This window comes from Pseudomonas sp. B21-009 (assembly GCF_024749345.1).
Classification (GTDB): domain Bacteria; phylum Pseudomonadota; class Gammaproteobacteria; order Pseudomonadales; family Pseudomonadaceae; genus Aquipseudomonas.
Genome location: NZ_CP087199.1, coordinates 826821 through 847702, shown reverse-complemented (window position 1 = coordinate 847702; position 20882 = coordinate 826821). Strand labels below are relative to the sequence as shown.

At 62.7% G+C, this 20882-nt stretch carries 21 protein-coding genes and 2 tRNA genes; 16 read left to right on the top strand and 7 right to left on the bottom strand.

Annotation, left to right across the window (positions count from 1 at the left end):
- Positions 1 to 57 precede the first annotated feature (57 nt).
- The 9 genes from LOY34_RS03755 to ppk2 all read left to right on the top strand — a co-directional run bounded on the left by LOY34_RS03755 (position 58) and on the right by ppk2 (position 7835).
- Positions 58 to 1782 carry a tetratricopeptide repeat protein gene (locus LOY34_RS03755; protein WP_045195976.1) on the top strand — a complete coding sequence of 575 codons (1725 nt, stop codon included), beginning with the start codon at positions 58 to 60 and terminating at the stop codon, positions 1780 to 1782.
- Between the two features lie 4 nt (positions 1783 to 1786).
- Positions 1787 to 2404, top strand: coding sequence for a lipoprotein insertase outer membrane protein LolB (gene lolB / locus LOY34_RS03750; protein ID WP_258664293.1), 618 nt, complete (start codon positions 1787 to 1789; stop codon positions 2402 to 2404).
- Positions 2405 to 2407: 3 nt separating this feature from the next.
- Positions 2408 to 3259 (top strand): 4-(cytidine 5'-diphospho)-2-C-methyl-D-erythritol kinase, encoded by an 852-nt coding sequence (gene ispE / locus LOY34_RS03745; RefSeq protein WP_195885661.1) that lies wholly within the window; start codon positions 2408 to 2410, stop codon positions 3257 to 3259.
- A gap of 34 nt (positions 3260 to 3293) precedes the next feature.
- Positions 3294 to 3368: transfer RNA gene (locus LOY34_RS03740), tRNA-Gln, on the top strand.
- Positions 3369 to 3416: 48 nt separating this feature from the next.
- On the top strand, positions 3417 to 4358 hold the full coding sequence (locus tag LOY34_RS03735) for a ribose-phosphate pyrophosphokinase (RefSeq protein WP_010225730.1): 942 nt from the start codon (positions 3417 to 3419) through the stop codon (positions 4356 to 4358).
- 137 nt (positions 4359 to 4495) lie between these two features.
- Positions 4496 to 5095: a 50S ribosomal protein L25/general stress protein Ctc gene (locus LOY34_RS03730; protein WP_045195970.1), complete on the top strand. Its 600-nt coding sequence runs from the start codon at positions 4496 to 4498 to the stop codon at positions 5093 to 5095.
- A gap of 77 nt (positions 5096 to 5172) precedes the next feature.
- Positions 5173 to 5757: an aminoacyl-tRNA hydrolase gene (gene pth, locus LOY34_RS03725; RefSeq protein WP_038997179.1), complete on the top strand. Its 585-nt coding sequence runs from the start codon at positions 5173 to 5175 to the stop codon at positions 5755 to 5757.
- Between the two features lie 21 nt (positions 5758 to 5778).
- Positions 5779 to 6879 (top strand): redox-regulated ATPase YchF, encoded by a 1101-nt coding sequence (ychF, locus tag LOY34_RS03720; protein ID WP_045195968.1) that lies wholly within the window; start codon positions 5779 to 5781, stop codon positions 6877 to 6879.
- 146 nt (positions 6880 to 7025) lie between these two features.
- Entirely contained in the window at positions 7026 to 7835 is an 810-nt protein-coding gene (gene ppk2 / locus LOY34_RS03715) for a polyphosphate kinase 2 (RefSeq protein ID WP_045195966.1), read from the top strand.
- Between the two features lie 13 nt (positions 7836 to 7848).
- On the opposite strand, the gene LOY34_RS03710 is transcribed toward ppk2, so the two are convergent.
- Together LOY34_RS03710 and LOY34_RS03705 are read right to left on the bottom strand one after the other, a co-directional pair.
- Complete coding sequence (locus LOY34_RS03710; protein ID WP_093387925.1) at positions 7849 to 9018, bottom strand: MFS transporter; 1170 nt, start codon at positions 9016 to 9018, stop codon at positions 7849 to 7851.
- 345 nt (positions 9019 to 9363) lie between these two features.
- Complete coding sequence (locus LOY34_RS03705) at positions 9364 to 10581, bottom strand: MFS transporter (protein ID WP_195885660.1); 1218 nt, start codon at positions 10579 to 10581, stop codon at positions 9364 to 9366.
- Positions 10582 to 10755: 174 nt separating this feature from the next.
- On the opposite strand from LOY34_RS03705, the gene LOY34_RS03700 reads away from it, so the two are divergent.
- The 4 genes from LOY34_RS03700 (at position 10756) to LOY34_RS03685 (ending at position 14903) form a co-directional block, all read left to right on the top strand.
- A complete protein-coding gene (locus LOY34_RS03700) occupies positions 10756 to 11277 on the top strand; it encodes an RNA polymerase sigma factor (RefSeq protein WP_045195961.1) in 522 nt (173 codons plus the stop codon).
- Complete coding sequence (locus LOY34_RS03695; RefSeq protein WP_195885659.1) at positions 11274 to 12215, top strand: FecR domain-containing protein; 942 nt, start codon at positions 11274 to 11276, stop codon at positions 12213 to 12215. Before LOY34_RS03700 ends, LOY34_RS03695 begins: the two co-directional genes overlap by 4 nt.
- Positions 12216 to 12318: 103 nt before the next feature.
- Complete coding sequence (locus LOY34_RS03690) at positions 12319 to 14733, top strand: TonB-dependent siderophore receptor (protein WP_195885658.1); 2415 nt, start codon at positions 12319 to 12321, stop codon at positions 14731 to 14733.
- A 93-nt stretch (positions 14734 to 14826) separates the two neighbouring features.
- Positions 14827 to 14903: transfer RNA gene (locus tag LOY34_RS03685), tRNA-Met, on the top strand.
- A 66-nt stretch (positions 14904 to 14969) separates the two neighbouring features.
- On the opposite strand, the gene LOY34_RS03680 is transcribed toward LOY34_RS03685, so the two are convergent.
- A complete protein-coding gene (locus LOY34_RS03680) occupies positions 14970 to 15584 on the bottom strand; it encodes a LysE family translocator (RefSeq protein ID WP_045195958.1) in 615 nt (204 codons plus the stop codon).
- A gap of 123 nt (positions 15585 to 15707) precedes the next feature.
- Between LOY34_RS03680 and LOY34_RS03675 the strand changes: the two genes are divergently transcribed.
- Positions 15708 to 16586: a LysR substrate-binding domain-containing protein gene (locus tag LOY34_RS03675; RefSeq protein ID WP_195885657.1), complete on the top strand. Its 879-nt coding sequence runs from the start codon at positions 15708 to 15710 to the stop codon at positions 16584 to 16586.
- On the opposite strand, the gene LOY34_RS03670 is transcribed toward LOY34_RS03675, so the two are convergent.
- Complete coding sequence (locus LOY34_RS03670; RefSeq protein WP_045195956.1) at positions 16574 to 17191, bottom strand: D-Ala-D-Ala carboxypeptidase family metallohydrolase; 618 nt, start codon at positions 17189 to 17191, stop codon at positions 16574 to 16576. The two genes, LOY34_RS03675 and LOY34_RS03670, sit on opposite strands and share 13 nt — an antisense overlap.
- A gap of 88 nt (positions 17192 to 17279) precedes the next feature.
- On the opposite strand from LOY34_RS03670, the gene LOY34_RS03665 reads away from it, so the two are divergent.
- Positions 17280 to 18419: a hypothetical protein gene (locus LOY34_RS03665; RefSeq protein WP_258664290.1), complete on the top strand. Its 1140-nt coding sequence runs from the start codon at positions 17280 to 17282 to the stop codon at positions 18417 to 18419.
- An 88-nt stretch (positions 18420 to 18507) separates the two neighbouring features.
- Here the strand turns inward: LOY34_RS03665 and can are convergent, their stop codons facing one another.
- Positions 18508 to 19146 carry a carbonate dehydratase gene (can, locus tag LOY34_RS03660; RefSeq protein ID WP_038614773.1) on the bottom strand — a complete coding sequence of 213 codons (639 nt, stop codon included), beginning with the start codon at positions 19144 to 19146 and terminating at the stop codon, positions 18508 to 18510.
- Positions 19147 to 19266: 120 nt separating this feature from the next.
- Between can and LOY34_RS03655 the strand changes: the two genes are divergently transcribed.
- Positions 19267 to 19590, top strand: coding sequence for a hypothetical protein (locus tag LOY34_RS03655; RefSeq protein WP_045195953.1), 324 nt, complete (start codon positions 19267 to 19269; stop codon positions 19588 to 19590).
- A 4-nt stretch (positions 19591 to 19594) separates the two neighbouring features.
- On the opposite strand, the gene rimI is transcribed toward LOY34_RS03655, so the two are convergent.
- Both rimI and LOY34_RS03645 read right to left on the bottom strand, forming a co-directional pair.
- Positions 19595 to 20047 (bottom strand): ribosomal protein S18-alanine N-acetyltransferase, encoded by a 453-nt coding sequence (gene rimI / locus LOY34_RS03650; protein ID WP_045195951.1) that lies wholly within the window; start codon positions 20045 to 20047, stop codon positions 19595 to 19597.
- The gene (locus tag LOY34_RS03645) at positions 20040 to 20834 is read right to left on the bottom strand and encodes a hypothetical protein (protein ID WP_045195949.1); all 795 of its coding nucleotides are present in this window, start codon (positions 20832 to 20834) and stop codon (positions 20040 to 20042) included. The genes rimI and LOY34_RS03645 overlap by 8 nt, the downstream gene beginning before the upstream one ends.
- Positions 20835 to 20882 lie beyond the last annotated feature (48 nt).

Here is a 20882-nt window from a genome sequence, read left to right as displayed (position 1 = left end):
GCCCCGGCGCTTGTGTCATGATGATCCGACCGCTGGTAAGCCGCCCAAATCCCGATTATGAATAGATCCTACGCGTTGCTCCTTGCCCTTGCCTTGCTCCAGGGCTGCCAGACCCTGGCTCCGGATTCCCCGGATGCCAAGGCGCCTGCAGATGCCGCCCCGGTGCAACCGGCCAAGCCCACCGTCTACGGATCGTTCAGCCAGGACACCGTGTACAGCCTGCTGACCGCAGAACTTGCCGGCCAGCGCGATCGTTTCGATATCGCCCTGGACAATTACGTCAGCCAGGCAATCAAGACTCAGGACCCGGGTATTTCCGAACGCGCCTACCGCATCGCCGAATACCTGGGCGCCGACCAGGCCGCGCTCGACACCTCGCTGATCTGGGCGAAAAACGACCCCGGCAACCTCGACTCCCAGCGCGCCGCCGCCATCCAGCTGGCTCGCAGCGGTCGCTATGACGAGTCCATGGTCTACATGGAAAAGGTCCTTCAGGGCCAGGGCGACACCCACTTCGACTTCCTCGCCCTGTCGGCACTGGAAACCGACCCGGACACCCGCGCCGGCCTGCAAAACAGTTTCGATCGTCTGCTGGTGAAGTACCCTGACAACGGTCAGCTGGTGTTCGGCAAGGCCCTGCTGCTGCAACAGGATGGCAAGGCCCAGGCGGCCCTCGACCTGCTCGAAGAACACCCGCCCGAAGCCGGCGAGATTGCCCCGGTGCTGCTGCGCGCGCGCCTGCTGCAAGGCCTGGACCGCGGCAAAGAGGCCCTGCCGCTGCTGCAGAAAACCATTCGCCAGTACCCGGACGACAAACGCCTGCGCCTGACCTACGCGCGCATGCTGGTCGAGCAGGATCGCCTGGCCGATGCCAAGGCCGAGTTTGTCAGCCTGGTCCAGCAATACCCGGACGACGATGAACTGCGTTACTCGCTGGCCCTGGTCAGCCTGGAAACCAAGGACTGGGACGAAGGCGCCGGCTACCTCGAAGAGCTGATCGCCCGCGACAGCCATGTCGATGCCGCGCACCTGAACCTGGGGCGCATCCATGAAGAGCGCAACGACCCCGAAAGCGCCCTCAACGAGTACGCCCTGGTCGGCCCCGGCAACGACTATCTGCCAGCGCAACTGCGCCAGGCCGACATCCTCATTGCCAACGGCCGCAGCGCCGAGGCCTCGCGGCGCCTGGCCGCAGCCCGCGAAGCCCAGCCCGACTACGCCATCCAGCTGTACCTGATCGAAGCCGAAGCCCTGGGCAACAACGACAAGGACGCCCAGGCCGAGCAGGTGCTGCAGCAAGCGATCAAGCAGTACCCGGACGACCTCAACCTGCTGTACACCCGGGCCATGCTTGCGGAAAAGCGCAACGACCTGGCGCAGATGGAAAAAGACCTGCGCAGCATCATCAGCCGCGAGCCGGAAAACGCCATGGCCCTCAACGCCCTGGGCTACACCCTGGCTGACCGCACCAGCCGTTATGCCGAAGCCAAGACCCTGATCGACAAGGCGCACCAGATCACCCCGGACGATCCGGCGGTGCTCGACAGCCTCGGCTGGGTCAACTACCGCATGGGCAACCTCGACGAAGCCGAGCGCCTGCTGCGCCAGGCCATCGAGCGTTTCCCCGATCACGAAGTCGCTGCCCACCTGGGTGAAGTGCTTTGGGCCAACGGCAAGCGCCGCGAAGCCCGCCAGGTCTGGGCCAAAGGTTTCGAAGCCCAGCCCGACAGCCCTATCCTGCGCAAGACCGTCCTGCGCCTGACCGGATCCGAGACTCTATAAGCCTATGTTTTTGCGCCACTGCATCACCTTCTGCCTGATTGCCCTGCTTGCCGGTTGTGCCGGCTTCGGCTCCCATGAGGCCCTGCGGGGTGAAGGCAACCCCCAGCTGTGGCGCGAGCACAAGCAACAGCTGAGCACCCTCGATGGCTGGCAGATCAACGGCAAGGTCGGCATCCGCGCGCCGAAAGACTCCGGCAGCGGCACGCTGTTCTGGCTGCAGCGCCAGGACTACTACGACATCCGCCTGTCCGGCCCGCTCGGCCGCGGCGCTGCACGCCTGACCGGGCGCCCCGGCGGCGTCACCCTCGAGGTCGCCAACCAGGGCCGCTTCGAGGCGCAAAGCCCGGAAGCCCTGCTGGCCGAACAGCTGGGCTGGGAGCTGCCGGTGTCGCACCTGGTCTGGTGGATTCGCGGCCTGCCCGCCCCCGACAGCAAGAGCCAGCTGACCCTCGACGGCGACAGCCGCCTGGCCAGCCTCAAGCAGGACGGCTGGGACGTGCAATACCTGAGCTACGCCGAACAGAACGGCTACTGGCTGCCCGAGCGGATCAAGCTGCACGGGCAAAACCTCGACGTGACCCTGGTGGTCAAAGACTGGCAACCACGGCAACTGGGCCACTGATCAATGAACACTGCAACCCTGACCCTGCCGGCCCCGGCCAAGCTCAACCTGATGCTGCACATTCTTGGCCGCCGCGCCGATGGCTACCATGAGCTGGAAACCCTGTTCCAGTTTCTCGAGCATGCCGACGAGCTGTCTTTCGCCCTGCGCGAAGACGGTGAAGTGCGCCTGCACAGCGAGATCGACAACGTCCCCCATGAAAGCAACCTGATCGTCAAGGCCGCGCGCAAGCTCAAGGCCCTGACCGGCTGCGACAAGGGCGTGGATATCTGGCTGAAAAAAATCCTGCCCATGGGCGGCGGCATTGGCGGCGGCAGCTCCGACGCCGCCACTACCCTGCTCGGCCTCAACCATTTATGGCAACTGGGCTTGAGCGAAGACCAGCTGGCTGAACTGGGCCTGAGCCTGGGCGCCGACGTGCCGGTTTTCGTCCGCGGCCATGCGGCGTTCGCCGAGGGCGTGGGCGAGAAGCTGACCCCGGTCGACCCCGAAGAGCCCTGGTATGTCGTGCTGGTCCCGCAAGTATTTGTTAGCACAGCAGAAATTTTTTCAGATCCGCTGTTGACACGTGATTCCTTGCCCCTTAAGATGCGCCCCGTTCCCAAGGGAAACAGTCGAAATGACTGCCAACCGGTGGTAGAGCAGCGTTACCCAGAGGTACGCAATTCATTGAATTTGTTAAACGAATTCACTGAGGCTCGGCTTACCGGAACTGGAAGTTGTGTGTTTGGGGCCTTCCCAAACAAAGCTGAAGCTGATAAAGTTTTGGCCCTTCTTGCAGAGACCCAAACAGGGTTTGTAGCTAAGGGAAGCAACGTTTCGATGTTGCATCGCACGCTGCAGAGTCTGCTCTAGGAATCGAGCACCAGGTGCTCGCAGCAACAGATACAGGGGCGTCGCCAAGCGGTAAGGCAGCAGGTTTTGATCCTGCCATGCGTTGGTTCGAATCCAGCCGCCCCTGCCATTTTCCTTATACTCATCCAGGTATACCCTCAGCCTTCAGGTACTGCGCGTGTCCAAGATGATGGTCTTTACGGGGAACGCTAACCCCGATCTGGCTCGGCGTGTCGTACGTCAGCTGCATATCCCACTGGGTGATGTTTCTGTCGGCAAATTCTCCGACGGCGAAATCAGCACTGAGATTAATGAAAATGTTCGTGGTAAGGACGTTTTCATCATTCAGCCGACTTGCGCGCCAACCAACGATAACCTGATGGAACTGGTAGTGATGGCCGATGCCTTCCGCCGCTCCTCAGCTTCCCGAATCACTGCCGTGATTCCTTACTTCGGATATGCCCGCCAGGATCGCCGTCCGCGTTCGGCGCGTGTTGCTATCAGCGCCAAAGTCGTCGCTGACATGCTCACCGTCGTCGGTATCGACCGTGTTCTCACTGTCGACCTGCACGCTGACCAGATCCAGGGTTTCTTCGATATTCCGGTAGATAACATCTACGGCTCCCCCGTTCTGGTGGATGACATCGAAGACCAGCGTTTCGAGAACCTCATGATCGTGTCCCCGGACATCGGCGGCGTCGTGCGTGCACGTGCTGTTGCCAAGTCCCTGGGTGTCGATCTGGGTATCATCGACAAACGCCGTGAAAAGGCCAATCACTCCGAAGTGATGCATATCATCGGCGACGTCGAAGGACGTACCTGTATTCTCGTCGACGACATGGTCGACACCGCCGGCACCCTGTGCCACGCGGCCAAGGCCCTGAAAGAACACGGCGCTGCCAAGGTTTACGCCTACTGCACGCACCCTGTCCTCTCGGGTCGGGCGATCGAGAATATCGAGAACTCCGTGCTGGACGCACTGGTGGTGACCAACACCATCCCGCTGTCCGCTGCAGCACAAGCCTGTGACCGTATCCGCCAACTGGATATTGCACCGGTTGTTGCCGAGGCGGTTCGCCGCATCAGCAATGAAGAATCGATCAGCGCGATGTTCCGCTGAGGGTTTTCCCTCGCGAACCTCTCGTTGACGAAAAGCGCCCCGCCCCAACACCTGTTGTTGGGGCGGGGCTTTTTTGCCCACCCCGTTTGGCGCTGGTCGCAAACGCCTGCGGGTGATGGCTATTTTGGAGATACAAAATGACTGATTTCACTCTGAACGCCCAAGCGCGTACCGACCTGGGGAAAGGTGCGAGCCGCCGCCTGCGTCGTCTCGCCGCCCAGATCCCTGCCGTTGTTTACGGTGGTGACAAAGAAGCTCAATCCCTGACCATCGTGGCCAAGGAAATCGCCAAACTGTTCGAAAACGAAGCTGCCTACAGCCACGTTATCGAGCTGAACATCGACGGCAAGAAAGAAAACGTCGTTGTCAAAGCGATGCAGCGTCACCCAGCCAAGCAGTTCATCCTGCACGCTGACTTCGTCCGCGTTGTTGCTGGCCAGAAACTGACCGCCAAAGTACCTGTGCACTTCGTCAACGAAGAAGCTCCGGTCAAGAAAGGCGGCGAGATCTCCCACGTTGTCAACGAGATCGAAGTTTCCTGCGAAGCCAAAGACCTGCCTGAGTTCATCGAAGTCGACCTGGCCAACGCCGAAGTCGGCGCGATCATCCACCTGTCGGACCTCAAAGCTCCGAAAGGCGTCGAGTTCGTCGCTCTGGCTCACGGTAACGACCTGGCTGTTGCCAACGTTCACGCTCCGCGTGTTGCGCCTGAAGCTGCAGAAGGCGCTGCCGAGTAATCTACTCAGCACGCCGGCGTTGACCGGGTTACAGTGCCCCGCACTGTAACCCACAACTCCAAGGAAGAGCCCCTGACGTGACCGCCATCCAACTGATCGTCGGCCTGGGAAACCCCGGCCCCGAATACGAACAGACCCGGCATAACGCAGGGGCTCTTTTCGTAGAACGCATTGCCAGCGCCCAGCGCGTCAACCTGACCGCTGACCGCAAGTATTTCGGCCTGACGGCTAAATTCAGCCATCAGGGCAACGACGTTCGTCTGCTGATCCCGACCACCTACATGAACCGCAGCGGCCAGGCCGTTGCTGCACTGGCGAACTTTTTCCGCATCCCGCCAGATGCCATCCTGGTGGCCCACGACGAACTCGACCTGCCTCCCGGCGTCGCCAAGCTCAAAAAGGGCGGCGGCCATGGCGGGCACAACGGGCTGCGCGACATCATCGCCCAGCTCGGCAACCAGAATGACTTTCACCGTCTGCGGCTTGGCATCGGCCACCCGGGTGACAGCAGCAGGGTCTCCGGTTTCGTCCTCGGCAAGGCGCCACGCGCCGAGCAGGAGAAGCTGGACGCCAGTATCGATTTTGCCCTCGGCGTGCTGCCGGACATCCTCGCCGGCGACTGGACGCGTGCGATGAGAGAGCTGCACAGCCAAAAGGCCTGACTCCACGAAGAGGGATTCACCATGGGTTTCAATTGCGGCATCGTCGGCCTGCCCAACGTCGGCAAGTCCACCCTGTTCAACGCCCTGACCAAATCCGGCATCGCCGCTGAGAACTTCCCGTTCTGCACCATCGAGCCGAACAGCGGCATCGTGCCGATGCCCGATGCACGCCTGGACGCGCTGGCGGCCATCGTCAAGCCGAACCGCGTGCTGCCGACCACCATGGAATTCGTCGACATCGCCGGCCTGGTTGCCGGTGCCTCGAAAGGTGAAGGCCTGGGCAACAAGTTCCTCGCCAACATCCGCGAGACCGACGCCATCGCCCACGTGGTGCGCTGCTTCGAAGACGAGAACGTGATTCACGTCTCCAACAGCGTCAACCCCAAGCGCGACATCGAGATCATCGACCTGGAACTGATCTTCGCCGACCTCGACAGCTGCGAGAAGCAACTGCAGAAGGTTGCGCGCAACGCCAAGGGTGGTGACAAGGACGCCCTGGCGCAGAAAGCCATCCTCGAAAAACTGATCCCGCACTTCACCGAAGGCAAGCCTGCGCGCAGCCTGATGAAGAACATGGCAGACGACGAGAAGGCCCTGATCCGCGGCTTCCACCTGCTGACCAGCAAGCCTGTGATGTACATCGCCAACGTTGCCGAAGACGGTTTCGACAACAACCCGCACCTGGACGTGGTCAAGGCCATTGCCGAAGAAGAAGGTGCGATCGTGGTGCCGGTGTGCAACAAGATCGAAGCCGAGATCGCCGAGCTCGACGACGGTGAAGAGAAGGACATGTTCCTCGAAGCCCTGGGCCTCGAAGAGCCAGGCCTGAACCGCGTGATCCGCGCCGGTTACTCGCTGCTCAACCTGCAGACCTACTTCACTGCCGGCGTGCAGGAAGTCCGCGCCTGGACCGTGCGCGTCGGCGCCACCGCCCCGCAGGCGGCCGGCGTGATCCACACCGACTTCGAGAAAGGCTTCATCCGTGCCGAAGTGGTCGCCTACGACGACTTCATCCAGTACAAGGGTGAAAGCGGCGCGAAAGAAGCCGGTAAATGGCGTCTGGAAGGCAAGGACTACATCGTCAAGGACGGTGACGTGATGCACTTCCGCTTCAACGTCTGACCCGCTGCCAGCAGCCCGAAACCCCTTGAGGTCATGCCTCAAGGGGTTTTTCTTTGCCTGCGCCATGAGCAAACGCGGGCCAATACCTGGATCTATACTCAAAGCCGCATTCAAACGGCTCTTGTCCACAGATCAGGTATCGGCGCATGGCTAAGAAAAAGGAAAAGCAAGACAGCAGCGAACGCCTCCCCCGTAAAGAATACGAGCAAGCCCTCAAGGCCCTGCACATCGAGCTGGTCAAGTTGCAACAGTGGGTGGTGGCCAAGGGTTTGAAGGTCTGTATTGTCTTCGAAGGCCGCGACGGCGCCGGCAAGGGCGGCACCATCAAGGCCATCACCGAGCGCGTCAGCCCGCGGGTGTTTCGCGTGGTGGCGCTGCCAGCACCGACCGAACGGGAAAAAAGCCAGATGTACGCCCAGCGCTACATACAGCACATGCCCTCGGCCGGCGAAGTGGTGATCTTCGACCGCAGCTGGTACAACCGCGCCGGCGTCGAGCGGGTGATGGGCTTTTGTACCGAAGAGCAGTCCAGCAAGTTCCTGTCAGTGGTGCCATCGTTCGAAAAGATGCTGGTCGAGTCCGGCATCGTGCTGGTCAAGTACTGGCTGGAAGTCAGTCCTCAAGAGCAGGAGCGGCGCCTTAAGGAGCGCATTACCGACGGGCGCAAGATCTGGAAGCTGACGCCGATGGACCTCAAGTCCTTCACCCGCTGGGACGACTACACCCGCGCACGGGATGACATGTTCGCCGCCTCCGACACCTCCTGGGCCCCCTGGTATGTGGCGGTTTCCGAAGACAAGCGGCGGGTGCGCCTGAACATCATCAGCCACTTTCTCAAGCAGGTGCCCTACGAGGACATCACCCACAAACAGAAGATCGAGCTGCCCAAGCGCGGCAAGATCGGCCGCTACAAGAGCACCCGCTACACCTCGCGCATGGTGCCTGAGCGCTTCTGAAGCGCCAAGCGTGCTAGGCAGCGCCCTGCCCGGCACGCTGGGCGCGGAAGGCCCGGCGCCGGGCGCTGCGGGCGAATACCACGAACAGCGCGGCCATGGCCGTCAGCGCCATCGGCAGGCCATGGGGAGCGACGTCCATGGCCGCACCACTGAGCAGCGGCCCGAGCAGGCTGCCGACACCCCAGAGCAGGCCGACGCTGGCGTTGGCAGTGACCAGGTCCTGGCCCTTGAACTGCTGGCCGATCAGCACCAACGCCAGGGTATAGACCCCACCGGCCACCGCGCCGAGCACCACCAAGGCCGGCCACAGCAGCCATTGCATACCGATCAGCCATGGCAGCGCCAGGCCGATCAGCATCGCCACCACACCGCACACCAGGTGTACGGTGGTGCGCTCGCAGCGGTCGGCCAACCAGCCGATCGGCAACTGGAAGAGCATGTCGCCGGTAAGAATCACCGTCACCATCAACGCTGCGACGCCCACGGCGTAGGCATGGTTGGTGGCATACACCGGCAGCAGCGAAAGGATCACCGCGTCGAAGAACGAGAAGAACAGCACGCCCATGCACAAGGCCGGCGCCACGCGGAAAAAGCCCGCCAGGGAAAAGCTCTTGCCGCCCTCTTCGCCATGCTCGACGTGGTCATTGGGCACCGTCAGCACGATGCACAGCAGCGCCAGGCCATAGCAACCTGTTACCACCGTGGTCACCCAGGTGCTCTGCGCGCCGAGCAGCGCCAGCATCGCCGGGCCGAGCATCTGGAAGCCGGTAAAGGCGGTGGCGTACAGGGCCATGATCTTGCCGCGGTTGTGTTCCGGGCTCAGCTCGTTGACCCACGACTCGCCGAGAATGATGGCAATGCCCATGCCGATCCCCAGCGCCAGGCGCAACAGGGCAAGCAGGTAGAGCGAGGAAAAGCCCCATTCGAGCAGGCCGATGCTCAAGGTGCACAGGCCGAAACACAGCAGGTAGATGGTGCGCCGGGTCAGGTGCCGGCAGCAGGCATCGACCATGAACGCCGAGAGCATCATCCCCGCCGCCGGAATCGCCGAGACGATACCGATCTGCAAGGTACTGGCACCTGCGTCGAGCAAACGCAGCGACACCAATGGCAAACTCGCCCCGAGGCTGAAACCGACTACCGAAACCGCAAACAACAAGCCCAGCAACAAACGCGTATTCATCACCACTCCGAACTCACCGGCGCAAAGCACGACATCGCACCTGCGCAGGCGCATACATGACCGTAATAAGATTTGCATACAGGCGCGCCAGCCACGGCAGAACGCCGGGCATGCAGCTGCCAGGTCAGGAGGTGGGGCGGTGAGGCGAGAAGGTAAAGGCGAACAGCACACTGCGCCGACGCTTGAGGACGGTATCGCTCGGCCAGTCGCAGCAGCGGGTCAGGACGACCGGCTGGCGATGCGCGAATGTGTGGCTGAAGCGGCTCATACGTCGGTTACACCGTAAAGGATGGGCGGCACTCTAGGAGAACCCGTGCCACCCGTCAATAGCCCGTCCTTGAGCCTTCAGCGCTTGCCGGTGGACGGCAGCAGGATCGCCAGCAGGCCGAACAGCGGCAGGAACGAGCACAGGCTGTAGACGTACTCGATGCCCTTGAGGTCGGCCAGATAACCCAGCGCCGCCGCGCCGATGCCGCCAAAACCGAACATCAGGCCGAAGAAGATCCCGGCGATCATGCCGACGTTACCCGGCACCAGCTCCTGGGCGTAGACGACGATGGCCGAGAATGCCGAGGCGAGAATGAAGCCGATGATCACGCTGAGCACGCTGGTCCAGAACAGGTCGGCATAAGGCAGCATCAGGGTGAACGGCGCAACGCCGAGGATCGAGAACCAGATCACCGCCTTGCGCCCGATGCGGTCACCGATCGGGCCGCCAAAGAAGGTCCCGGCCGCTACCGCGCCGAGGAACAGGAACAGGTACAGCTGCGAGCTGGCCACCGACAGGTCGAACTTCTCGATCAGGTAGAAGGTGAAGTAGCTGGTGAGGCTGGACATGTAGAAGTACTTGGAGAACACCAGCAGCCCCAGCACCACCAGAGCGCCGATCACCCGCTGGCGGGAAAGGCCATGGGTGGCGCGCTGGCCCTGCTTGGCCTTGAACAGGTTGAGGTGTTCCTTGTACCAGCGGCTCAGGCCGTAGGTGACCAGCACGGCGCAGACCGCGAACAGGCCGAACCAGGCCACATTGCTCTGGCCGAAGGGGATGATGATCGCCGCCGCCAGCAAGGGCCCGAAGGCGGAGCCAGCATTGCCGCCGACCTGGAAGGTCGACTGCGCCAGGCCAAAGCGCCCACCGGAGGCCAGCCGGGCGATACGCGAGGTTTCCGGGTGGAAGGTCGACGAACCGATGCCCACCAGCGCCGCCGCCAGCAGAATCATCGGGAAGCTGCCGACAAACGCAAGCATGACGATCCCCACCAGGGTGCACAGGGTGCCCAGCGGCAACAGGTTCGGCATCGGCTTGCGGTCGGTGTAAAAGCCGACCCACGGCTGCAGCAGCGACGCGGTGATCTGGAAGGTCAGGGTGATCAGCCCGATTTGGGTAAAGGTCAGGCCGTAGTTGGCCTTGAGCAGCGGATAGATCGACGGCAGCACGGCCTGGATCAGGTCGTTGATCAGGTGCGCCAGGGCACAGGCGGCGATGATACGCATCACCAGCGGGCTGCTCTGGGCAGTTGCGGTGCTGGCGGGTGACGTTGACGAGGCAGTGCTCACAGCCATGACAAAAGCTTCCATCCGGGGGGCGGGATCCAATTATCCAGAAATCGTTAGCAAGCGCACTATTCTTTTCGACCAACGTGCTTTTGACGTGCTTGTTAATAATTCTCAATAACGTTAGCATCGGCTGCGTTTTTACAGACTCCACTGCCTGCCTATTCGAGGCCCGCATACGCCATGTCCGACGACCAGGACAACCGCAGCCTGTCGCTGCTCTATCAGCATCACCGCAGTGAACTGCTGGCCTTCCTGACCCGCCGCGTGCGCTGCCGGGAAACCGCCCGCGACCTGCTCCAGGATGCCTTTGTGCGGCTGATGCACAGCGAGCGGGGCGAGGTTGGCAACCTGCGGGCCTTTCTGTACCGCATCGCCAACAACCTGAGCATCGACCATGCTCGACGCAACCAGGTACGTGGGGTCAATGACGAGCAGGCGCTGGAGCATCTGCTCAACGAAACCTCACCCGAGCGCAGTGCCGTGGCCGGAAATACCCTTGACCATCTTGAACGCCTGATCGACGGCCTGCCCTCGCCGACCCGCGAGGTATTTTTACTCGCCCGGGTCGAGCAATTGAGCTACAAGGACATCGGCGCGCGCCTGGGACTCGACCCGCGTGCGGTCGAGCGTCATTTGAACAAAGCCCTGAGCCATTGCGCCGCGGCTGCCCTGCATAACCGAAACAAGACTGACCAGCCATGAACCCATCGCCAAATTCCGCCCATCCGAACGAGCCTGGCGACCGCGAACAGCAAGCCCTGGACTGGTTTACCCGGCTGCGCGCCCACGATGTTCCGCGGGAGCAACGCCAGGCCTTTGAACACTGGCGCCTGGACCCCGAGAATGCCCGCACCTTTGCCGAGGTCGAGCTGTTCTGGCAACAACTGGAGATGCCCGCGCGTCGCCTGCACAAGGTCAAACGGGGTACGGCCCCACGCTCCTGGGGGGGCTGGGCGGTGGCGGCGAGCATCCTGCTGATCAGCGGCCTGGTGATGTTGCAGTTGCCATTGCTGCAGCGCTTGAACAGCGATGTCGCCACCGCGGTTGGCGAACGCCGGCAGATCCAGCTGGCCGATGGCTCACGGCTGACCCTCGACAGTGCCAGCGCCGTCGATATCGACCTGCGCGGGCCGGTGCGCACGCTGCGCCTGGTGCAAGGGCAGATGTTCATTGAAGTGACCCACGATGGCCGGCCCTTCGTGGTCGATGTCGACGAGGCCCAGGTACAGGTGCTGGGTACGCGCTTCTCGGTCAGCCGCGGCCGCGATCACGATGAAGTGGTGCTGCTCAAAGGCAAGGTCGAGGTCAGCAGCGCCGGCGACAAACGCATGCTCGCCCCTGGTGAACGTGTGACGCTCAGCGGCAGCCGCCTGGACCAGGTCGAGAAGGTCGATGCCGAACGCCTGCTGGCCTGGCGCGAGGGGCAGTTGCGGGTGCGTGAGGTGCCCTTGCGCCGGGTGCTCGAACAGCTTGCCGAGTACCAGGGCAGCCGCCTGCTGTACATCGATGAACAGGTCGGCCGGCGCCCGGTCAGTGGCAGCTTTAACCTCGACCAGGCCGCCACTGCCATCGATGCCCTGGCGCGCACTCAGAACCTCAACGTGAGCAACCTGGCCGGACAATGGATCATCGTCCGCTAAGCCGGTGAAAATATATTTCCCAGGCATTCGGTAATTGTCTTTGCTGCTGCGTCACACCTCCACATAAGAAGCATTATCGTTTGTATTCTCTGGGGGAGGACACATGCAGTACCCACGCGATTTCCGATTCAGCCGTCAGCCGCTGGCCCGCGCCATCCTTGCCGCCAGCCTGTTTTCCACAACCCTGGGCCTGCCGCTGCAGGCCGCCGAGTCTGCCCAGACCCAGGCCCAGGCGCTGGACTTCAACATTCCCGCGCAAGCCTTGGCCGATGCCCTGGACCAGTTCAGCGCCCAAAGCGGGCTGCAGGTGATCTACGACGCCAACCAGCTGGCCGGGCGCTCGTCGCCGGGGGTCAAGGGCCGCATGAGCCCGACCCAGGCACTGCAGGCCCTGACTGCCGGCAGCAGCGCACGCCTGAGCCAACCCAACGCCAGCAGCTTTGTCATCGATTTACCGATGGAACTGGGCAGCGCCCTGCAACTGGATGCCATGAGCATTTCCGGCAAGGCACCGGGCTCGACCACTGAAGGCACCGGGCTTTACACCACCTACTCGTCCAGCAGCTCGACGCGCTTGAACCTGACACCCCAGGAAACCCCGCAGTCGCTGACCGTCATGACTCGCCAGCGCCTGGATGACCAGCGCCTGACCAATCTCAGCGATGCCCTCGAAGCGACCCCCGGGGTGATCGTCGTGCGCGACGGCCTGGGCGCTGAGACCGACAGCTACTACTCGCGCGGCTTCGTCATCCAGAACTACGAGATCGACGGCGTGCCGACCGTCACGCGGATGGACAACTACACCCAGAGCATGGCGATGTACGACCGCATCGAGATCGTCCGCGGCGCCAGCGGCCTGATCAGCGGCATGGGCAACCCGTCGGCGACCATCAACCTGATCCGCAAGCGTCCGACTGTTGAAGGCCAGGCCAGCGTCACCGGCTCGGCCGGCACCTGGGACCGCTATGGCACCGGCTTCGATGTTTCCGGGCCGCTGACCGAAAGCGGCAATGTGCGCGGCCGCCTGGTCGCCGACTACAAGACTGAAGGCGCCTGGGTCGACCGTTACAAGCTGGAGAGCCAGCTGCTGTATGGCATCACCGAGTTCGACCTGAGCGAAGATACCCTGCTGACCATGGGCTTCAGCTACCAGCGCACCGACGTCGACTCGCCGCTGCGCACCGGCCTGCCAACCCGCTTCAGCACGGGTGAGCGCAGCAATCTCAAGCGCTCGATCAACATGGCTCCGGACTGGTCGTACAACGACCACGAACAGACCAGCTATTTCGCCTCGGTGGAGCAGCAACTGGGCAACGGCTGGAGCGGCAAGATCGAGTACAGCCATTCCGAAAACAAGTTCGACGAAGTGTTCGGCTTTCTCATGGGCGAGCTGCAGCCCGACGGCAGCGGCCTGAGCCAGTTGCCGGTGCGCTTTTCCGGCACCCCGCGCCAGGACAACCTGGACCTGTACCTGACCGGCCCGTTCAGCCTGTTCGGCCGCGAACACGAACTGATCGGCGGCGTCACCCTGTCCAAGTACAACGAAAACGTACCGAGCTGGGGCGGCTGGCGCTACGACTACAACGCAACCCCGGGTGCGTCGGTGGAGAACATCTTCGACTGGGACGGCAAGCAGCCCAAGCCGGACTGGAGCATCAGTGGCAAATCGTCAATGGAAGAAACCCAGTACGCCGCCTACCTCACCTCGCGCCTGCACCTGACCGACGATCTCAACCTGATTCTCGGCAGCCGGGTCATCGACTGGAAGCGTGACACCGAGGACCGCCCGTACGGCGGTGAGAAGACCGAGGTCAACCGTAAAGAGACCGGTGTGTTCATCCCTTATGCCGGGGTGGTCTACGACCTTGATGAAACCTGGGCGCTGTACGCCAGCTACACCAAAATATTCAACCCGCAGGCCTCCTGGGTCACCGACGAGAACAACAAGCCGCTCGACCCGATGCAAGGCGTCGGCTACGAGCTGGGCGTCAAGGGCAGTCATTTTGATGGCAGGCTGAACTCCAGCCTGGCGCTGTTCAAGCTCGAACAGGACAACCTGGCGATCTGGGTGCACGACAACGTCTACGACGCCAAGCAGGACACCACCTCCAAAGGCCTGGAAATGGAGCTCAATGGCGAGCTGGCCGAAGGCTGGCAGGCGTCGGCGGGCTACACCTACACCCTGACCACCGACAACCAGGATGAGCGCATTGCCACCGTGTATCCGCGCCACAGCCTCAAGACCTTCACCAGCTACCGCCTGCCGGGCATGCTCGACAAAGTCACCGTGGGTGGCGGGGTCAACTGGCAAAGCAAGGTCGGCACCGACCTGCACAGCTTCGACCAGGGCAGCTACGCGCTGGTCAACCTGATGGCGCGCTACAACATCAGCGAAAACCTCAGCGCCACGGTCAACCTCAACAACGTCTTCGACCGCGAGTACTACTCGATGGCGTCGTCGTACGGCAACTACGGGGCGCCGCGTAACCTGATGACCACGTTCAAATACGACTTCTGAGCCGGTTTACGGCTAAGCGGTTGATCGCGCGTTAATTTTTTTGAAAAAGAGTGTTGACACAAATCCGTTTCAGGCGAATAATGCGCGCCACTTGGCTACATAGCTCAGTTGGTTAGAGCATAGCATTCATAATGCTGGGGTCCGGGGTTCAAGTCCCTGTGTAGCCACCAAGTACTAAAAAGGGCTTACCGCAAGGTAAGCCCTTTTTTCTTGCCTGCGATTTTTACCCTGCCCGCTTAGCGTACATTGGCGAACACTACCGCCAGCCCCAGGCCGATCAAGGCCACACCAATCACCCGGTCAACCAGACGCTGGCGCTCGAGCATGGCCCGGCGCAACACCACGCTTGAGAAAAACACCGCTACCAGGCTGAACCACAACCAGTGGGCGAGCGACATGAACGCGCCATAGCCGAAGTTGACCGCCAGCGAACTGCCCGGCTGCACCACCTGGGTATAGGCACTGACCACAAAGAGCATGGTCTTGGGGTTCAGGGCGTTGGTCAGAAAGCCCGAACGAAATGCCGCCAGCACGCCGAGCTGACTGGCGCTGGTGCCATCCAGGGAAATCCGCGTAGTGTTGGTCAGCGACTTGTAGCCCAGATAAATCAGGTACCCCGCCCCCAGCACCTTCATCGCCAAAAACAGCGCCGGGCTCTGGCTGATGATCACCGCGATGCCCAGCACCGTGTACAGCACATGCACCTGCACCCCCAGGGCGATGCCCATTGCCGCCGCCAGGCCGGCGCGGCGGCCAAAGGCGTAGCTGCTGCGGGTCACCATGGCAAAGTCGGCGCCCGGGCTGATCACCGCCAGCACGGTAAACAGGGCAACGGCTATGAGTTCATTCACGTAAAGCTCCTCGATCTGCTAGGACAATGCACAGATAGCTCTGCACGCCGCCATTATCGAAAGCTTCGGGTAAGGCCAAAAGCGATTTATAGTGAGGCAAATCCGCTAGTTTTTCTCACAGATATGAAACTGCCTGCGCTGTCCGCCTTTCGCTATTTCGACGTTGCCGCGCAAACCCAGAGCTTTGTGCGCGCCGCCGAGCTGCTCAATGTCACCCACGGTGCGGTGAGCCGACAGGTGCGCCTGCTGGAAGAAACGCTGGGCGTGCAACTGTTCGAGCGGCGCAACCGGGCGATCTTTCTCACCGCCGCCGGCCGCGCCCTGCACGGCACCACGCTGTCGGTGTTCGAGCAACTGGAAGGCGCGGTGTACCGCCTGCAGCAACAGGCGCGGGAGAACGTGCTGGTGCTGTCGTGCGAGCCAACCATCGCCATGCGCTGGCTGATCCCACGGCTGCCGGCCTTTCATGCCGCCCACCCGGACATTCACCTGCACCTGGTGGCGGCTGGCGGGCCGATCGACTTTGCCCGCAGCGGCGTCGACCTGGCCCTGCGCCGCGATGACTTTCGCTGGGACGCCAATCTGTACGCACTGAAGATCTGCGACGAATGGGTTGGCCCGGTGTGCAGTGCCACCCATAACTTTCCCGAACACGGCCTGGCCGGCCAACGCCTGCTGCACAGCGCTTCGCGCCCCAACGCCTGGGCTACCTGGTTGCGTCACAGCGGTGAGTCGGCCAAGGGCAGTAGCCGCGCCGATTACGAGCACTTCTACCTGTGCATTCAGGCGGCGGCAGCCGGGCTGGGCGTGGCCATGGCCTCGCGCCTGATGGTCCAGGATGAAATCGACAGCGGCCAGTTGCAGGCGCCGCGCGGCTTTATCCAGGACCAGTCGGCCTACTACCTGCTCAGCCCCCAGACGCTGCTCGACGACGACAAAAGCCGCTGCTTCGCCGAGTGGGTGATCGGCCAGTCACAGGCCTGCCTCACTCACCTTGACTGAGCCTTGCTGGCGGTAGCCGGCGCACAGAAGGAGGAGCCGGCACTGAAGTCGCCACCCCAGGTGCGGTAGCCCGCCGTGTCGATGTGAATGCGCCCCGACGGGTAACGCCCCAGGCCCATGTTCCAGTCCTTGCCATGGGCCTGCCAGAAGCTGCACAGCGGGTTCGGGTCGGCCCAGGCCGGTAGCAGCAGGTCGACCGCAAAGGCGCGGGTATGGGCGCTGGCCACGGCGCCACCGGCGCAGCGGTTGAGCACCGGGTCGCGGTAGGCCGAAACCACTTCATAGCGCTTGAGCACGCCCTGCTCGCCCAGGGTCTTGAGCAACAGCAGGGTCGAGCGCACCGCCGGCCACTGCGCCGCGGGCGCAAGCGCAAACGGCTCGGCCTTGCACAAACGCCAGTCACTGGCCGAGCGCAGCAATTGGTGGATAGGCACCACGCCATACAGGCGCGCATCCACCAGCATTTCACGAAAGGGCCGGGTCTGATGATCGCCCGCCCACTGAGCAAACAGGTACAGGTCACGCTCGTCAGCCTGCGCCTGCCGGGCAGCGAGCGCTGTCAGTAAAAGTCCTGCACCGATACCAGCCTTGCACCACGTTTTCATCAGCCTGCTCCCCCTTCCCAACCCCCGGGAAATTCCTCCAGTATGGCAACCCTCCCGACTGCGGGGAGGAACTGACAAGGAGTTAAGCATGCACACGACTGCTCCACTGACCTTCGCCCTGGCCGCCATGACCCTGAGCGGCGCCGCCCTGGCAGATGCCCGCATAGACCTGGGCAGCCAGGAACGGGTGACCCGGCTGTTTGCCTACCCCAACAACTGCAACGTCATCTGCTTTCGCAACTGGACCCTTGAGCAAACCGTGGAGCACTACCTGACCCAGAGCGTGCAACGCGACGGTTACGCCGCGGCGAGGGTAAAGGTCAAGCGCGACAACAACTCACTGCATGCCGACATCCAGGGCGTACCGAGCGACTACAGCAAGCCCCTGCAAGCGCTGCTCGACACCGGCGAGCTGGCCTACCAGGGCGCCACCCGGCTCAACCGCGAAGGCAAGTGGGCCTACAACTGGAACCTGTTCCTGCCCCTGGGCATGGCCCTGGAAAAGCGCCGCAGCATCGAGCTGCTGCATTTTCCACCGGACTACTCGCTGACCCAGGCCCAGGACTACCTGCGTTCCAACACCACCGACCGCTGGGCCACGCTGCTGACCTTCAACGGCATTCCTGCCGAGCAGACCCCGGCCTACCAGACCATCGTCGACATCGCCCCGATCGCCGCGCCAGCCAGCGCCGGCAAAGACCTGGAGGGCGTGTATGGCTACTTCAAGGATTATCAGCTGCAGATGGTCAAAGAGATGACCCGAACCGGCAACGGCGCCGCCTTGCCGATGGTTGCCTTCGGCTCGCCGGTGCGCAGCTGGATCGAGCAGCAGTACGGGCCCAGGCTCTATGTACTGGGCCTGGCCAGCATCAGCCCGACGCCTGGGCAAAAGGTGCCGGTGCTGGGCGCCAATCACCCGAGCGCAATCTGGTATGCGGCAGATAAAACCAACTATGGCGGCGACCAGGACAAGGCCGATCAGGCCGGCCTGAAGATGATGGGCCAGGATTTGAGCGCGGCCTGCTGGCAGGCGGGCATGGGCCGCAACCCGGCGGCGGATGCCAAGGCAACGCTGGGGGCCTGTACCCAGAAGTGGCAGGTGACGGCGAAGAAGCAGACCTGCGAGCTGTATTTTCGCAGCATTCGCAACATGACCCCGGAGCAGGCTGGGGCCAAGTGCAATACCGGGGCGGTGACGCGGACGTTGCGAGAGCTCAACAAGTCTTGAAATTGCATCACCTTCATCGCTGGCAAGCCAGCTCCCACAGGGACCGGTTCATACAGATCCCGTGGGAGCTGGCTTGCCAGCGATAGGCTCAGTCCTGCGGACGCAAGCGGTACTGCGGCGGCAACTGGTCGAGGCCGCTGATGGTCGCGTTCAGGCTCTTCCAGCGGCCATCCTTGATGCCATAGATGCAACCATGCACCGACAGGCTCTGGCCACGGTGCCAGGCATTCTGGACGATGGTGGTATGGCCGACATTGGCCACCTGCTGGATCACGTTCAGCTCGCACAGGCGGTCCACCCGCTCTTCCTCGGTCGCAAGCTTGGCCAGCTCCACGCGGTTCTCGTAGTACAGGTCGCGAATCGAACGCAGCCAGCCGTCGATCAGGCCCAATTGGCGATCCTGCATCGAGGCCCGTACCCCGCCGCAACCGTAGTGGCCGGTGACCAGGATATGCTTGACCTTGAGCACGTCCACCGCGTACTGGATCACCGACAGGCAGTTGAGGTCGGTGTGCAGCACCACGTTGGCGACATTGCGATGAACGAACAGATCGCCCGGCAACATGCCGACGATCTCGTTGGCCGGAACCCGGGCGTCCGAGCAGCCGATCCAGAGGAATTCCGGAGTCTGCTGACGCGCGAGCTTGGCGAAGAAATCCGGATCTTCCTGCTTGATCGCATCGGCCCAGCGCGCGTTGTTATCAATCAGTTCTTGTAGATCGTGCATGTTCAAGCCTCATGGTTGGTGCGCATCTTGTGACAGGCGCCGGCCCGTTCAGGTCACGCCTTTGAATCTTCGGCCAACCGTCAGGTCCACCGCATACGCCCACCCGCAGGAGGATCGACCATGAGCCAGGAACACCGCCCGCTGCACGCCCCGCAACCCGCCCCGATCGACACCGACGAAGACCGCATGGGCTCGGTTGAAGAACTGCACTTTGACAAGGATACCCCCAATGTCGATGCCGGTTTCGACCCAACCGACGACGACCTCGAGCCAGAAACCCTGATCCCTGAAGACGGCGCCCGCTCGCCCGGCGAAGCCGGTGCGGATCACCCGGCAGACTGGGATTTGAGCGTAGTCGACGAAGATGACATCGGCGGCGGCAACGGCCTGGATGAAGCGGAACTGGCCCGGCGCGATCCGCTGGACGGCAAGCGCGAACCCTGAGCCGTTACTCGAACAGGGTGCAGGCCATGACCAGGGCGTCTTCGCGACCGCCGGCAACCGGGTAGTAGTCACGCCGGCGGCCGATTTCATTGAAGCCGTAGCGCTCGTACAGGCGGTAGGCCGACTGGTTGCTGGCGCGCACTTCGAGGAAGCACTCGCGACCGTTGCTCTGGTAGGCGCGCCTCATCAGCTCTTCCAGCAGGCGCAGGCCCAGGCCCCTGCCCTGGCTTTCCGGCTTGACGGTAATGTTGAGCAGGTGCGCCTCGTCGATGATCACGTTGATCACGCCGTGGCCGACCTGTTGCTCGCCTTCGAACATCAGCCAGATTTCATAGGACTTGAGCCCGTCGAGGAAAATCCCGCGGGTCCAGGGGTGGCTGAAGGCGGCGTATTCGATCTTCAGTACGGCATCCAGATCCGCCTCGGTCATCCGGCGAAAGCTGATTGTGTCACTCATTGCTTGGTTTCCAGCGCGCCATCAGCCGGCGCATGGCTTGCCAGACGTGCGCCTTGCGCTGCGGCTCGTCCATCAACAGTTCGAGCCCCGGCAAGGCCCAGGCAGCGCCCAGGCCTTCAACCGGCAACTCGCGGTAATAAGCTTCGGCGTCGGCCTCACCGGCAAAGCGCACGGCAGGCAGGCCAATCAGCCACAGGCAGACGCACGGCGCCTCTTCAAGCCGGGCCTGGATAAAGCCCTGGACGAAATCGGTCGCGGCCTGCGGGCCCTGGTCAAGGTTGCCGCGCACCAGCAACGGCCAGCGCACCGGCTCGCCGATGATCTGCGGGCTGTCCGGCAGGCCGGCGGCGCGCAGCATGTCCTTGAGCAGCAGGTAAGACGGGTCGCGGCTCTGGAACGGCTCGCCGGTGGCAAGCTCGACCAGCAGCAGGCAGTTGCCGGCACGCAGCAGTTGCAGGGCAAAGCGTGGCGGTGGTACCGGCGCAGGCCTGGCAACCACGGGCTTTTCGGCTTCGTCCACCGCCTTGGCCGTCACTTTCGGCGTGCTGCCTGGGCGCGGGATCTCGATCTTCGGGCGCTCGCCAGAACGCACCAGCGGCGCGCTCGGCGCAACGCTGGCGGGGGCAGGTGCCTGCTCCTGCGGCTCGAACGCCGGTTCCTCGAGTGCCGCCACCGGCAACAACAGCTGCGGGCGCGACGGCGCGGCGAACGGCAGTTCGGCACGCGGCAGCCAGTGCACCACTTGCATGGCGTTGAGATAAGCGCGGCGGCGGGACTCGATTAACAAGAAGGATCGGCCATCTGTGGATAAGTCAGGGCCGATATTCTAACGTTG

Excerpts from the sequence above, each read along its gene's own strand:
- LOY34_RS03755 (WP_045195976.1), top strand. The coding sequence starts at position 58 with ATGAATAGATCCTACGCGTTGCTCCTTGCCCTTGCCTTGCTCCAGGGC.
- lolB (WP_258664293.1), top strand. The coding sequence starts at position 1,787 with ATGTTTTTGCGCCACTGCATCACCTTCTGCCTGATTGCCCTGCTTGCC.
- ispE (WP_195885661.1), top strand. The coding sequence starts at position 2,408 with ATGAACACTGCAACCCTGACCCTGCCGGCCCCGGCCAAGCTCAACCTG.
- LOY34_RS03730 (WP_045195970.1), top strand. The coding sequence starts at position 4,496 with ATGACTGATTTCACTCTGAACGCCCAAGCGCGTACCGACCTGGGGAAA.
- ychF (WP_045195968.1), top strand. The coding sequence starts at position 5,779 with ATGGGTTTCAATTGCGGCATCGTCGGCCTGCCCAACGTCGGCAAGTCC.
- ppk2 (WP_045195966.1), top strand. The coding sequence starts at position 7,026 with ATGGCTAAGAAAAAGGAAAAGCAAGACAGCAGCGAACGCCTCCCCCGT.
- LOY34_RS03710 (WP_093387925.1), bottom strand. The coding sequence starts at position 9,018 with ATGAATACGCGTTTGTTGCTGGGCTTGTTGTTTGCGGTTTCGGTAGTC.
- LOY34_RS03705 (WP_195885660.1), bottom strand. The coding sequence starts at position 10,581 with ATGGCTGTGAGCACTGCCTCGTCAACGTCACCCGCCAGCACCGCAACT.
- LOY34_RS03700 (WP_045195961.1), top strand. The coding sequence starts at position 10,756 with ATGTCCGACGACCAGGACAACCGCAGCCTGTCGCTGCTCTATCAGCAT.
- LOY34_RS03695 (WP_195885659.1), top strand. The coding sequence starts at position 11,274 with ATGAACCCATCGCCAAATTCCGCCCATCCGAACGAGCCTGGCGACCGC.
- LOY34_RS03690 (WP_195885658.1), top strand. The coding sequence starts at position 12,319 with ATGCAGTACCCACGCGATTTCCGATTCAGCCGTCAGCCGCTGGCCCGC.
- LOY34_RS03675 (WP_195885657.1), top strand. The coding sequence starts at position 15,708 with ATGAAACTGCCTGCGCTGTCCGCCTTTCGCTATTTCGACGTTGCCGCG.
- LOY34_RS03670 (WP_045195956.1), bottom strand. The coding sequence starts at position 17,191 with ATGAAAACGTGGTGCAAGGCTGGTATCGGTGCAGGACTTTTACTGACA.
- LOY34_RS03665 (WP_258664290.1), top strand. The coding sequence starts at position 17,280 with ATGCACACGACTGCTCCACTGACCTTCGCCCTGGCCGCCATGACCCTG.
- can (WP_038614773.1), bottom strand. The coding sequence starts at position 19,146 with ATGCACGATCTACAAGAACTGATTGATAACAACGCGCGCTGGGCCGAT.
- LOY34_RS03655 (WP_045195953.1), top strand. The coding sequence starts at position 19,267 with ATGAGCCAGGAACACCGCCCGCTGCACGCCCCGCAACCCGCCCCGATC.
- rimI (WP_045195951.1), bottom strand. The coding sequence starts at position 20,047 with ATGAGTGACACAATCAGCTTTCGCCGGATGACCGAGGCGGATCTGGAT.